Origin of the sequence: Variovorax sp. PBL-H6, from assembly GCF_901827155.1 — a bacterium.
Classification (GTDB): Bacteria; Pseudomonadota; Gammaproteobacteria; order Burkholderiales; family Burkholderiaceae_C; genus Variovorax.
On the sequence record NZ_LR594660.1, the window covers coordinates 270454 to 283267 of the forward strand.

The following is a 12814-nucleotide window of genomic DNA, read 5'->3' on the forward strand; positions in this document are numbered from 1 at the left end:
CGTTTAGCCCGGACTTACGGAAAACATTATCCGGAGAGCCCTGAAGCGCGCCTCAATCCCTTAGAGGAGTACGCCGGGCATCGTCACGACGTCGTGTTCGTCGAGCGCGTACAGGTCGCTTCCCTCGGCCCGGGCCAGGAGCCGCGCGGCGGCTGCCGCCGCCATTTCCAGTCGTCTCACGTGCCTCTCGTCGAGATGGGCCGACGGGGCGACGTTGAAGCCGCAAAGCGTGCCGTACAGCCGCCCGTCTGGGAGTTGGACAGGAACTCTAATGTGCACACCAACGCCGTGAACGACGGCGCAGACCTGGCGGAGCACGCGGTTGCCGCCCACGGACTCGGCGACAAAGAGGACCTCGAGCTTGAGCTGGTCGCGAACAATCTTGAGCAGGTCGGAAATGGAACGTTGGAGGTGCGCGCCGCCGTCGTCAGCAGCGGTGATGGTGGCAATGGGAGACATCAGCGAAGAAGCGGCCAGGCCATGGCCTGGCTAAGGAAAGAAATGCACGTGGCACTACCCCGCAGGCGCAGTGACCATCGTGGGGGAAAAAGAGGCCCGCCGCGAGGCGAGCCGAACCTTGATAACCCCTTGAACAACCCCTAAGGACTGTAGGAGGATTTTCCCCTGAACAAGGCCCCCCGCAGAAGCGAAGAATTCGGCACTTCGGCGGCTTTTCAAAACACGCCGGCGGGCGTTCGCACCCGAAAGTAGTCATGGCGGTCGCGTTGACGAAAAAGCAGCGCCTGGAGGGCGCTGCTGAAGAATTAACGATAGAACTTCCCGACCGTCCGGCTGCCCGCAAAGGCAGGCGCCTTGGCGCGGCGGATGCCGTTGGTCCGCTCGTAGTCGTCATCTCCGAGGGGACCAAAGGTGTCCTTGATGTAGCTGCCGCCGCCCCCCGCATGTTCCCGGCCGGCGTCCTCGTGGTATTCGTCGTTGCCATGGAAGGAGCCGCCAGAGCCGCGCGTCCATTTGACCTTCGCCAGCAGCCCGAGGAAGGCCCGGCCCATGTACGACTGGCGCGCTTCCTCGCACGCGTTCTTGTTTTCGTACACGTTCCACTTCGCGGTGCGGCTTTCGTCCACCAGCGTGATGGATGCCTCGTTGCCAGCATAGAACTGGCGTGCGTCCGACTTCACCGGCGCAAAGCTCTTCGCCTTTGGCGTGGCGAGCTTCACCTTGCCGGTAGCTTCATCATTCACGAGGAGCGCGGTCTTGACGTTCCATTCCGAGACGACCTTGAACTCATAGCGTTCGGCCTGGTAGGTGCCCCCGCCCCCGAAGTAGCCATAGCCCGCAGAGCGCTTTTCGTCGGTGGCGTGGATTTCAGCCCAGACCGCCTTTTCCCAGTCCACATTGCGCTTGCCCTTCTGGGCGGCTTTCACACGCTCGTGCACTCGCTTGGCGAGTTCGAAGTCCGCGGCGATGGCCTTGTTGTACGCCTCGCGCAGGTCTTTCTTGAAGCCAGCCCAGGCGGCCGACGGGATGACGACCTCACCCTTTTCCCACTCTCTTCTACCCATGATGTCCTTTCGTTGAAATTTACGGCCGTCAGGCCACACGAGATGTGTAGTGACGGACCGAAGACCTGAACGAACAACGGAGGCATTTAGAACGGCAGGCGGGAGGCCGAGCGCCTCAGCTGGGCGACTGAGGGGACACCGGCAAGACGCCCTCGTCTTCCAGGAGGCGCTCGACAGTTGGAATCAGCTGCAGCCATTCCGGCCCGGTTCGCTTGATGGCTTCCGCTAGCGTGTAGTCGAACTCGGCCAGCCAGTCGGCTCGATTAAGGACCAATGCCACGGCCACCTTCTCGCCTGTGGACTGAACGGTCCAGGCTGCATGGCCGCCGCGCGCTGCATCCCTGGCCCTTGCGAGAAGGTGCCGAAGTTCCGCGTTGTCTTCCATGATGTGACCTTTTCGAGGTTGAGGTCTGCGTGGGGGTACAGGCCCAACTTTACTGCCGCGCGGGTTGCCGGCGGTCAGGCGAAGAAAAGCCGCGCACTCGAAAGTGCGCGGCTAGGAATCAGCTGAAACGCGGCCCCGGGGCTAACCGGGACAAAGTTCAGCGATTAGGCTGCTTGCAGCCCATCGTTCGCGGCGGGCGTTGCCGAAGGGACGGCGACATCCGGTGCGGTGGAAACGGCCACCTCCGGAACTGCCAGTTGACCGACTGCCAGGCCGCTGGCCAGCAGGTTGTCGAGGGTGGCGCCGGTGCCGAAGCCCACTTGTGCCAGCAGCGAGTCCACGACCGGCTTCTGCGACTGGTACGTCAGCGCGCCGCGCACCACCTGGTCGACCAAGCCGCCGCCGTTGCCGGCCGTGTTGCCGTTGCCACCATTTCCGTCGTTGCTCGAATTGCCGCCCAGACCGCCGATGTTGGCGATGCGGATGGAATCGATTTTCTCCAGGGGAGCAACCGACTTGGCGATGATTTCCGGCAGCGCTGCGATGAGCGCCAGCTTGACCTGCTGAGCGATGACATCCGGCGACAGCGTGTTCTGGGCAGCGTTGTGCTTTTCCAGCGCTTCGGCCGTTGCTTCGCCTTCTGCCAGGATACCGGCAGCGCGTGCCACTTGGGCGTCACGATGGCCTTCTGCTTCGGTGCGCAGTGCCATGGCGCGGTGGTTGGCCGCCGTCTGCTCGGCTTCTGCTGCGACCACGATGCCGATGGAGTCTTCCTCGGCGCGCTGCTGCGCGGCGATGACGGCCACGGCCTTCGTACGATTCGCGATTTCCGTTGCCTGGGCCGTGCGGACCTGTTCCTCGGCAGCGACAGCCAGCGCACGCGCCTTGTTCGCTTCCGACTCGGCCTGCGCTTCCTGCGTCGTCTTGTTCGACACCGTGATGGCCTGCTCTTGCTGGGCGAGGCGAACGGCAGTTTCCGAGGCGGTTTCCGCCGTCTTCACCGTCTGCGCCGAGGCGACGCGTGCCAGTTCGATTTCACGCTCTGCGTCGATGCTCGCCTGCTGCGAACGACGACGACCGTCTGCCTGGGTGGCGGCGATTTCCGCTTCGCGGTTGGCCGTCATCGTGGCGACTTGGAGGTCGTTCTGCAGGGTCACTTCAGCCGTGTCGCGCTTGATTTCGGCACGTTGACGGGCGGCTTCGAGGTTTCGCTGTTCGATGGCCACCTGGTTCGTCTGTTCCACGTCGTTGATGGTCTTCTTGTTCGCTTCGGTCACAGCCGTCAGTTTGGCCAGGCCCTCCGCATCGAGGACGTTGTCCACGTTGAAGTAGCGCTTGTCCGTCTGATTCAGCGAGGTCAGCGACACCGACTCCATTTCCAGGCCGTTCTTTGCCAGGTCGGGGGCGACGGCGTTCTGCACGGCCTGCGAGAACTCGTGGCGCTGCTGATGCAACTCGTTGAGAGCCATCTTTGCGGCCACGGCACGCAGAGCGTCCACGAACTTGGCTTCGACCTGCCTTGCAAGCAGTTCCGGCTTGGTCGTCAAATCGCCGAGCGTTTGCGCAGCCAGGCCGATGCTTTCAGCGTTGTTGCCAACGCGCACGAAAAAGTCAACCCCCACGTCCACGCGGAGACGGTCTCCGGTCACGAGCGAGTGGTCGTCCTTCTTGGTGACCTCGAGGCGCAGCGTCTTCAGGTTCACCCACGTGATGGAGTGGAAGATGGGCAGCACCAGGGCGCCACCGCTGAGGACGACCTTGCGGCCACCCATGCCAGTGCGCACGAACGTGCGTTCGGCGTCCACCTTGACGTAGAGCTTCGACAGTACAAAGCCGATGACGACGATGACGATGAGGACGGCGAGGAGGGGGATGCCGATGCCGGCGAGGGATGAGAGAAAGCTCATGGATAGGTTCCTTTGGTTGGATTGGGAAACGGGTTCTTGAGAAGGGGCTACTTCACGGCGCGTGCGCGGAAGTTCGAGCCATCGAAGGCCAGGAGCTCGAGGCGGGCGCCGTGCACGAGGTCGGGGGTGCCTTCCTCAGGTTGAACGAAGACGTAGTGCACGTTGCCGTGCTCGTCCCGAACGAGTGCTTCGCCGAGGAAGCCGATGCGTGCGAGCTGGCTTTGCAGCACGGCCTCGCGGCCGACCAGTGATTCCAGGGACACAGCGGTGCTGTGGTGGGCGATTTGATAGCGTTTGAAGAATGCGCCGATACCGCGAACACTGGCGAGGGCCCCGACGATGCCGATGCTTGCTGCCGGCAGCAGAGCCACTGGCTCGCCGGGGGTTCCTAGCATCGTCTGAACGGCCAAACCGGCGCAGCCGAAGCCGCCCAGAGCCGTGATGAGGGTCACCATCAGGGGGACACCCTTGATGAGGACCCAGTCCAGACCGGCGAAGTCCGGCGTATCCAGGTCCAGCAGGTTGTCGAGAACATGGGTGATGGCGGCGACGCCCAGGACCACCAAGCTGAGGAGCTCGAACATCCCTATGACTGCCACTGCCGCAAGGGCAGCTGTGAACGGTGCGACTTGAGGTAGCAGAAAGAAATCCATAGTGCCTCAAAAAAATGATTACTGACGGGTGCGCTGCCGAAGCGCGCAACAGGTTGTCCTGTGCCCTGTGTAGGGAAGCGTTTCATACGGGTACGGTTTAAGCGGTCTGCCTATCCTTACGCCCCTGGAAGTACCTAAAGCCTTGTGTCTATACGGTTCAGGTTAACTACAGGAATTTTCGTGAAGGCCAATGTCAAAACCGCGCTTGCGCTGGAACAAGCGGCACATAAGTCAGCCAAAGGCACCGTGCTCGAAGTCGCCAAGAAGAATCCCGGTCTTCTTGCGAACCGTCTCGCCCAGTCACCCGACTTGGCGAACGGTCTCGCAGACTTCGACTACATCGTCGACGAGCTGCTCTCTGCTGGCCAGCGTGAGCACATCCATCGGATGCTGGACTCCCGGTCGCTCAACGCCAAGGCTCGCCTCATCATCGTGACGGCACTGCTGACGACGTAATTCGCAGTTCTGGAATTTTTAATTCCGAAGGCTCTCCCCTGTGGAGAGCCTTTTTTCGTCTCGGGGAGTTCGACGGCCTACCGCGCCTCAGAAGTCCAACGTGGCCTGGCCAGCGTCAACCTGGGCGGAGGGTGGCGGGCCTGCCTTCTTTTCGACGCCAAGGTCCCGCAGGTGCGCCACAAACCGCGGCTCAAGGTAGCAGTTGGGCGGCGCGTCACTGAACAGTGGTGCTATCTGAGCAGTCAGGAACCCGGCCAGGCCGCAGCCAACGCCCTGCACGTCGAAAGTCAACTCCGGGTGAGCATGTGCGAAAGCGAGGAAGCGCGCAACGCCTTGTGCGACGTCTGGCAAGGAAAGGGGCCTTAGGAACCCATCCTTGGTCGGTATGCCGTAGCTGCGGCCCTGGAGGCCCTCCCCTTGGCCGTAGATGGCGCCATGGCGCAGGCGAGCCGTCAGAGCATCGCCCTTTCCGTGTCGACCCGCCCTGTTGCTGCCAAAGACGTAGATGGTTGTCACTGCGACCTGGAGTTCATGGGGCTAAATCGAAAGCGCCTCGGCTGGGCGGGGTCTGGGTCCTCGAAGGCAACTAGGTCGCGCTCGGCACCGCTCCCGCCGCCCGCACCAGGTCCTTGTACTTGTGAGCAGCGATAGCGCTGAAGCGCCGGCGGAGCGTCGAGACGTCTTCCAGCTCAGGCATTGGCTGCCAGCAAATCGGGGTGAGCGCGATGGGGCGCCAGTCGACGGCCAAGGGCGAATGCTCGTCGGCAGATTCCATCCGTTCTGGCGTCATCAGATGGGTCGGCAACCGCGACGTGGGCGAAACGCCCCACCATGCGAGCCGGCCGCCGCCGTACAGATTCATGAACGCCGCGGGCATGACGTTCCACGCCTCCCCATTGGGGGTCTCGCACACGAGGATGACGGTTCCGTCCTTCGGGGCCTTCGCCATGGGGCGCCACGCGGAAGTTCGCTCGGTAATGACGGTGAGCTTGCTGCCACTCCACTTCGCCCCAACAGGCTTGCCGCTCATGCCAACAGGTCCAGGGCCAGCGCTGCCAGCAACTTGTCCTCCGCGGTATCGCGCTGGGCGTGGTACTCCGATGCATCCTGGAGCGCCTTGTTGTGCTCGGCCACGGTCGTGGGAGCCGGAAGGCCCTCGCCGCCGGTGATGGAGGCAAAAACTTCACGTTCATTGGAAGTCAGGCGGATTGAGTCACCAGAGCGGAGCATGTGGGGAGGACCTTGATGTCTTGTTCGTTGGAGTGCACGCATTATAGCGTAACGTACCTAAAATGACAAGTAAAGCACTGCGTCTATAACGCATGAACGCTAGTGTGGAGGACTCCTGCGGCAGTGCGCGAACGTTTGCGGCCCCGCCGCGGCGCGGCCAACTGACACTGCCTGTACCTAAAATACCTCCATATTGCGGTTTAGGCGCCTTTCATGGTACGATGCGTAAAACACAAACCCACTCGGGGACCCTAGACTTCATGAACAAGCAAATTCGGTACGTTCTCCTTGGCGCGCTCGTGCTTGCCATCGGCGGAGGCATTTGGAAATCCATGTCCAGCGTGCCGGCTGCAGACGGCGCTGCTGCGGGCGACCCGGCCCCAGCATCCGCCGCCAAGGTCGCGACCGTCAAGGTGCTCACCGGGAGCGCGAAGTTTGCCTTTCTCAAGGACGAGCAGCTGACCGCAATCCTGGCTGCTGAGGGGCTCAAGCTCGAGCTGGAGAAGTCGGGCAGCACGAGCGCCGATGTGGCTCGAGCTGGCACGTTCGATGCCGTGTGGCCCGCTGGCGCCAATACGGCCAGCGATTTCAGCGCCGTCCTGCCCGGCTCGAGCGCCTACCCCGTCTTCTCGACTCCGCTGGCCGTCGCAAGCTGGAAGAAGCTGGTGCCGGTTCTGTCGGCAAACGGGCTCGTGAAGGTTGTTGGCAAGCACGGCGACCTGAACCTGGAGAAGGCGCTGCCCCTCATGGTGTCAGCCAAACGCTGGAACCAACTGTCGGGCAACGACGTCTTCAGCGTGAACCGCGGGTTTTTAGTGAACACGCCCGATGTCCGCAAGTCCAACACGGGTGCCCTGTTCATCGCTACGCTCGCCTACATCCGCAATGGCAACGAGGTCCCGACTGACCTCGCCAAAGCCGGGGCCCTTGCGGACGAGCTTTCGCCGCTCATCAGTCGGCAGGGCTTCCAAGAGAGCACTCTCTCCGGCCCCTTCGAGGACTACATCGGTCAGGGCATGGGAAAGGCCCCGCTGGTGCTCGTTTACGAAAGTCAATTCGTCGAGGCGAAGCGTCAGGGCAAGCTCAACGATGCGCACACCCTGCTCTATCCGCAGCCCGGCCTGGTCCTGAAGCACATCTTGGTCGGCCGCAGCGCGAATGGCAAGAAACTCGGCGAAATCCTTTCCAACAACCGTGAAGCGCAGGTCATCGCCGCGCAATACGGGTTCCGAACCACCGACCCGGCAATTTTCGAGGCTGCGGCCAAGGAAATCGAGCTGGATGCTCCTGAACTTCTCAATCTCGCAGATGCGCCCTCGACACCGGTCCTGGACGCGATGAATCAAGTGCTCGTCAACAAGCTCGAAGGCAAAGCCCTGCAATGACCCAACCTCTCTCTCAGCAAACCGAAGTAGCCGTTGCAACCGCCGTTACCGTGGCTCCCCTGGTACTCACACCCCCGGAGGCATTGACCCCCATGGTGCCGGCTGACGCCAAAGGGCGCGTGAAGCTGCCGGAGGCGACCCGACAGGCGGTGGATGCCCAGCTGGAGGCGTTCGTGGCCTCGCTGCAAAACGCCGACGTCGCCTCGGACGAGTTCCAAGCGAAGCTGCAGCAGGCTTTCCAGGTTGGCCGCAAGGAAATCGCTGACGCGACGACGCTCACGAACTCCTTCACCAGCGCCAATTTCGCGAAAGATGCGGAGTCGCCGGCATACCTGGCGATTCAGGAGATGCGCGAGCTCTTCGACCAGTTCAACCCCTCCAAGCAGGGCAATCTCTTCGCCCCTACCAAGGTGTTGGGCGTCCCAGTGCCCTCGAAGGTATTCGGGCTGGAGCTCCCATGGGGTGACCGCCTGACGCGCTACCTGCGCCGCTATGAGTCCGCCGACTCACATATGTCGGCAATCCAGGAGAACGTCGTCGCCGCAAAGGACGAGGTCGGCCGAGGTGTGAGCGACCTGGGGACCTCGCAGACGAAGCTCTGGGCGGCGCTCGAGAAGCTCGAGGCGGCTGTCTACTTCATCCACGGCCTGGACCAGCGCCTGAGCACGAGCATCGAAAGCATTCGCACAGCGGAACCGGACCGTGCTCGTGCGCTGGAGCAGGAAGTGCTCTATTACATTCGCCAGAACCAGGGTGACCTGCTGGCTACTCAAGCCTTGACTGTGAACGCACACCATGCGCTGGGCCAGATTCGCCGCACCGGCCGCGAAGCCATGAACGGCTGCGACCGCGTGTCCACCCTCGGCATGGCAGCAATGTCCCTCGGTGTGACGATGGCCCGCTCGTTGGGCGTCCAGATGAAAACGATGGCCATGCTCAAGGGCGCCAATGCAAGCGTCGAAGGCTTGGTCGAGGCCACCGGTACCGCTCTGAGCGACCACGCCAAGGCCACGACCGAATTCGCCAGCGACCCGCTTTTCGCCGTGCAGAAGCTGCAGGCGATGTTCGACAAGACGTACGAGGCGATGGAAATCATGGACAACTTCCGTAGCCAGTCCCTCCTGACCATGGAGAGCAATAACGCTGTGGTGCGCGGAATGCTAGACGAGCACATGCAGCGCATTCGCAACGACCAGTCGGCCACGGCCGGCAATCTTCCCGCCCCGGTTGCCGCCGGCGGCATCGCACTCTGAACCCAAAAGCCACTTCACTCAAGGAAATCCACATGCTGCTCGCAATCATCGCTGTCGTCGCCGTCACGTCCTTCACCACCGGCGCCGCCTTCCCCGTGGCCGTGCTTGCTGCCGCAATGCCGCTGTAAAGCGCTTCTGTCGAATCCCAAGGAAAACACAAAGAATGCTCGCATCCATCGCAGTCGCCATCTTCATCTTTGCGGCGTCGCCCAACCCGTTCGCCGTTGACGCCGTCGGCAATCCGTTCTCGTCCTGGTCTGGCGACGTGGTCTCTGCACCGGCCGCCAGTACCACCACGAACTGACAACTGGCCATGTCCGTCCTGGTGACCACCTTCGACATCAAGCTCCAAGCACCCGCCGTCCGGACGTTTTGCACCGCCAAGTAGGGCCCTGCCCAATTTTCAACATCGAACTGCCCCAAGCGCACCATGTTCAAACGCATTCTCTCGCTGGCGTCGGCCGTTGCCGTTGCTATCACCCTCGCAGCGTGCGGGAAGGTCGATTCAGCGGTCGGCGCCCCTTCGGCGCCCGGTGCTGCTTTCAAAATCCTGGCCGGCTCCGAGCTCAAGGATGTCGCTCCTCTTGTGACGGCCTATGGCGCTCAGCATGGAGTGCAGGTCACGTTCGAGTACACGGGGTCGCTCGACGCAATTGACCGCGTCTCTGAGGCTCACACGTACGACGCACTCTGGCTCTCAAATGGCAAGTACCTGCAGCTGATTCCTGGCCTGAAAGGGCAGGTCAAGGCATCGGAAAAGACGTTCTATTCGCGCGTCGTGCTCGGCGTTCGCAGCGAGAAGGCCAAGGAACTCGGCTGGGTTTCTGGCAAGACGAGCTGGTCGGATGTCGTCAAGGCCTCCAAGGACGGCAAGTTCCGTTTCGGCATGGCCAATCCGGCAGCCTCGAACACGGGTTTCGTGGCGCTCGTAGGCCTGGCCGCCGAGCTCTCGGGCAAGGGAGATGCGCTGGAGGCCAAGGACATCCCGGTCGACGCGCTCAAGAACTTCTTCTCCAGGCAGAGCATCACCTCGGGCTCATCTGGGGACCTGGCAGACAAATTCGTCGCGGACCCCTCCAAGGCTGACGGCCTAATCAACTACGAGTCGGTCATCCTTGGCATCAACGCCAAGGGGGCCGCCAAGCTCGACGTGCTCATCCCCAAGGAAGGGGTCATCACGGCGGACTACCCTCTGATGCTGATGTCAGGCAGCAAGTCGGCCGAGTTCTACGGCCAGTTGGTTGAACACCTGCGCAATGATGACACCCAGCAGCGCATCGCGTCGACTACGTTCCGCCGTCCGTTGGCCGGCGTTGCGTCGGACGAGGTCGTCAACGAGCTCCCCTTTCCCGGCTCCCTTGCCGTGGTGGATGCCATCCTGCAAGGATTCGGCGACGTCTATTCGCGGCCGGCTTCCTCGTTCTTCGTCCTGGACATCTCCGGTTCGATGAGTGGCGCCCGCCTGGCTGCCCTCAAGCAGGGCATGACGGCGCTGACGAATGCAGACGTCGGCTCCGGGTCCCGCTTCTCGACCTTCCGCGCACGGGAGGAGCTGACCATCTCTCCGTTCAACCACGAGGTCTACGAAAGCCGCTACGTTGCTCTGACGGACGACCCCGTTGCGAACAAGGTCGCATTGCGCTCCGCCGGCCAGTACGTCGAATCACTGGTTGCCAACGGCGGCACCGCCATCTACAACGCAGCCCGGGTGACCTACCAGGCAGCCCAGGCGCGCGCCCGAAGCGGCGAACGCAGCGTGAGCATCGTGCTGTTGACCGACGGCGAGAACGCTACGGGCATCAACGCTGACACATTCAAGGCCTTTGTGAAGGACGCCGGCGAGCCGCGCATCCCCGTCTTCGCCGTGGCATACGGTGACGCGAACTTTGACGAGCTCCAAGGACTCTCGGCCGCCACCGGCGGCAAGGTGTTCGATGCTCGTTCGACAAGCCTCGCTCGCGTCCTGAAGACCATCCGGGCATACCAGTAGACCTCGCTGGGCCTGCTTCCATCCTCGACACCTTTCGCGCCATGCCCGCCAAACTGCTCAAGTTCCTCCTTTGCGACCGCAACCTTTACGCAGTCGGCGCCTCGTGCGCAGTGACGGTTCTGTACCTGCTCGGCATCATTGACGCCTGGTGGTGGCTTATTGCGGCTGCGGCATACGCCGCCGTCTGGCTGCTTCCTATCGGTCCAGAGACAAAGGTTGAAAGCAAGCCCATCGACCTGTCGACCGAAGCCAGCCTCCAGTGGCTACGGGACAACGCCATGCCGAAACTTCCCGCGTCCGCGAGAGACATCCTTAGCGACCTCATCGAGCGTGCACACGACCTCATGCCTCGCCTGAAGGAGATGGAGGGCGCGGGCCTGGTGCAGGCGACCAACCGTGCAGAGCTTAAGCAGACCGTCAAAATCTTCTTGCCACAGGCGGTCGAGGCTTATCTTCGCCTGCCGCCGCTCTACGCCCGCACCGCCCGTGTTGCAGACGGCCAAACGGCGGAGGACCTGCTGCTCGGCCAGTTGCGCACCTTGCAGGCGCACGTCGAGACGCTGCAGGCGGGCATCCTGTCCGCCGAGGTGGACACCCTCCTGGCGCAAAGCCGTTTTCTCAACCAACGACTCGCCCAGCCCGTGAGCGTCCTGGAATCTGCGAAATGAAGGCCCTGAGCATCCAGCAGCCCTGGGCTTGGCTCATCGTGCATGGGCACAAGCCGGTCGAGAACCGCACCTGGCGCACCAAGCACCGCGGCGCCTTCCTCGTACATGCCGGCAAGAAGTTCGACCGCGTAGGCTACGACTGGGTTCGCGAGACGTTCCCTGAGATAGCGATGCCGGCGCCCGGGGAGTTCGAGCTCGGGGGCATCGTGGGCCAGGCATCGGTGGTCGACTGCGTGGAGCCGGGTAGCAGAGCGAACGGGGCGTACAGCTCGAAGTGGTATTTCAACGAGTTCGGCTTCGTCCTCGATGAGGCCGTCCCTCTCCCGTTCGTTGCGCTCAAGGGAAATCTCAACTTTTTCAACGTCGAGTCTGTGCCATTGGCGGCCTGAGGCGCCGGCGTGGCCTCGTTGGCTACACAGCCCAGGACAACAACGAGGCGTCGCCTCCTATCGACATGACAGATACCATGAATCCGGCCAACCCGGCCGCCCCTGCGATGGACGAGCCAGCTCCGGCCGTTCCTCGCGCACGTTACAACGAACTGCTGAAAGTCATCGACTGGCTGCTTTCCGTCGGCGCTGTCGCCCGGAATGCTGGCACCGAGAGCGCGTGGGAGGATGCCTTCTCTCTCGTCTTCAGCTCCAACGGAAGTCTTCGCATCGCGGACCTGCGGGCGAAGCTTGGCCTGTCGTTCGACTACTACGACCTCGATGCGTCGTACCAAGAGGATGTCGAGGCGTACCTGAGCGCCCTTGAGTCGCTCAAGGCCCGCCTCGCAGCATTCGCTCCCGCGTTCTCAGCGTAGGCGGACTGCCGCTCTTCGAGCCCCGCACGCCCTTCGGCTGCGGGGCTTTTCATTTGGAACGGCCAGGAGCAGAGGGCTTCCTGCGCGTTCCCTATACGAAAGAGGACTATCGACACAAGGAAATCTCATGAAACTCGCAAAGTTGCTGCTGCTCGCAGCGCCGTTCGTTCTGAGCGCGTGCACCATTACTCCCGTGGTCTACGAGCCAGCCTTCGAGCCGGCGGAACCCCAGGTGTTCACTCCCTATGGCTACCGTGAGCCCGTTCCAGTCGTGTTCGTTGAGCGCCGTCCTGACGTTCACTACCTGCAACCGCCTCGACAGCGGGTTCCGCGTGATGGCACGGTGCATTTCTACGGCCCGGAACGCCTTCGCGGTCGCTGACCATTCCAACTCCAGCTTCGTGCTGGAGTTTTTCTGTGCGGCAGTTGCATTCAATACGTTTTAGGCCAAGAGCTAAACCGCTTGTGCTATAATGCCAGTCACTGCTTCCAGCAGATTGCGCCTTTCCTAAAGGGTGCAGCCTCGTGGGTGCCGCTCGGGATAGCAGCCCGAGCAGAC

At 62.4% G+C, this 12814-nt stretch carries 17 protein-coding genes; 9 read left to right on the forward strand and 8 right to left on the reverse strand.

Translation table 11 applies throughout. The annotated features are described in order from the left end of the window. Window positions 1–60: 60 nt before the first annotated feature. The 5 genes from G3W89_RS29645 to G3W89_RS29665 all read right to left on the reverse strand — a co-directional run bounded on the left by G3W89_RS29645 (window position 61) and on the right by G3W89_RS29665 (window position 4468). A complete protein-coding gene (locus tag G3W89_RS29645) occupies window positions 61–459 on the reverse strand; it encodes a hypothetical protein (protein WP_162570955.1) in 399 nt (132 codons plus the stop codon). 305 nt (window positions 460–764) lie between these two features. Continuing rightward, on the reverse strand, window positions 765–1523 hold the full coding sequence (locus tag G3W89_RS29650; protein WP_162577713.1) for a hypothetical protein: 759 nt from the start codon (window positions 1521–1523) through the stop codon (window positions 765–767). Window positions 1524–1638: 115 nt separating this feature from the next. Beyond that, a complete protein-coding gene (locus tag G3W89_RS29655) occupies window positions 1639–1908 on the reverse strand; it encodes a hypothetical protein (protein ID WP_162570953.1) in 270 nt (89 codons plus the stop codon). A 164-nt stretch (window positions 1909–2072) separates the two neighbouring features. Then, window positions 2073–3815 (reverse strand): flotillin family protein, encoded by a 1743-nt coding sequence (locus G3W89_RS29660; RefSeq protein ID WP_162570952.1) that lies wholly within the window; start codon window positions 3813–3815, stop codon window positions 2073–2075. Window positions 3816–3862: 47 nt separating this feature from the next. Beyond that, window positions 3863–4468, reverse strand: coding sequence for an OB-fold-containig protein (locus G3W89_RS29665; protein WP_269475014.1), 606 nt, complete (start codon window positions 4466–4468; stop codon window positions 3863–3865). Window positions 4469–4648: 180 nt separating this feature from the next. On the opposite strand from G3W89_RS29665, the gene G3W89_RS29670 reads away from it, so the two are divergent. Further along, complete coding sequence (locus G3W89_RS29670; protein WP_162570950.1) at window positions 4649–4924, forward strand: hypothetical protein; 276 nt, start codon at window positions 4649–4651, stop codon at window positions 4922–4924. 87 nt (window positions 4925–5011) lie between these two features. Here G3W89_RS29670 and G3W89_RS29675 read toward each other — a convergent pair whose 3' ends face one another. The 3 genes from G3W89_RS29675 to G3W89_RS29685 all read right to left on the reverse strand — a co-directional run bounded on the left by G3W89_RS29675 (window position 5012) and on the right by G3W89_RS29685 (window position 6154). Beyond that, complete coding sequence (locus G3W89_RS29675) at window positions 5012–5440, reverse strand: A1S_2505 family phage non-structural protein (RefSeq protein ID WP_197893621.1); 429 nt, start codon at window positions 5438–5440, stop codon at window positions 5012–5014. Window positions 5441–5510: 70 nt separating this feature from the next. After that, window positions 5511–5954 carry a hypothetical protein gene (locus G3W89_RS29680; RefSeq protein WP_162570949.1) on the reverse strand — a complete coding sequence of 148 codons (444 nt, stop codon included), beginning with the start codon at window positions 5952–5954 and terminating at the stop codon, window positions 5511–5513. Further along, entirely contained in the window at window positions 5951–6154 is a 204-nt protein-coding gene (locus G3W89_RS29685; protein WP_162570948.1) for a hypothetical protein, read from the reverse strand. The genes G3W89_RS29680 and G3W89_RS29685 overlap by 4 nt, the downstream gene beginning before the upstream one ends. A 260-nt stretch (window positions 6155–6414) precedes the next feature. Between G3W89_RS29685 and G3W89_RS29690 the strand changes: the two genes are divergently transcribed. The 8 genes from G3W89_RS29690 (at window position 6415) to G3W89_RS29725 (ending at window position 12637) form a co-directional block, all read left to right on the forward strand. Beyond that, complete coding sequence (locus tag G3W89_RS29690) at window positions 6415–7539, forward strand: hypothetical protein (protein WP_162570947.1); 1125 nt, start codon at window positions 6415–6417, stop codon at window positions 7537–7539. Window positions 7540–7631: 92 nt separating this feature from the next. After that, the gene (locus G3W89_RS29695) at window positions 7632–8792 is read left to right on the forward strand and encodes a toxic anion resistance protein (RefSeq protein ID WP_162577714.1); all 1161 of its coding nucleotides are present in this window, start codon (window positions 7632–7634) and stop codon (window positions 8790–8792) included. Window positions 8793–8955: 163 nt separating this feature from the next. Further along, window positions 8956–9096, forward strand: a complete 141-nt coding sequence (locus G3W89_RS29700) for a hypothetical protein (protein WP_162570945.1) — start codon at window positions 8956–8958, stop codon at window positions 9094–9096. Window positions 9097–9222: 126 nt separating this feature from the next. Beyond that, entirely contained in the window at window positions 9223–10782 is a 1560-nt protein-coding gene (locus G3W89_RS29705) for a substrate-binding and vWA domain-containing protein (RefSeq protein WP_162570944.1), read from the forward strand. Between the two features lie 41 nt (window positions 10783–10823). Beyond that, on the forward strand, window positions 10824–11450 hold the full coding sequence (locus G3W89_RS29710) for a hypothetical protein (RefSeq protein ID WP_162570943.1): 627 nt from the start codon (window positions 10824–10826) through the stop codon (window positions 11448–11450). Then, window positions 11447–11839, forward strand: coding sequence for an ASCH domain-containing protein (locus G3W89_RS29715; protein WP_162570942.1), 393 nt, complete (start codon window positions 11447–11449; stop codon window positions 11837–11839). Before G3W89_RS29710 ends, G3W89_RS29715 begins: the two co-directional genes overlap by 4 nt. Before the next feature lie 77 nt (window positions 11840–11916). Then, window positions 11917–12255 carry a hypothetical protein gene (locus tag G3W89_RS29720; protein ID WP_162570941.1) on the forward strand — a complete coding sequence of 113 codons (339 nt, stop codon included), beginning with the start codon at window positions 11917–11919 and terminating at the stop codon, window positions 12253–12255. Between the two features lie 127 nt (window positions 12256–12382). Then, window positions 12383–12637, forward strand: a complete 255-nt coding sequence (locus G3W89_RS29725; RefSeq protein ID WP_162570940.1) for a hypothetical protein — start codon at window positions 12383–12385, stop codon at window positions 12635–12637. The last annotated feature ends 177 nt before the right edge of the window (window positions 12638–12814 follow it).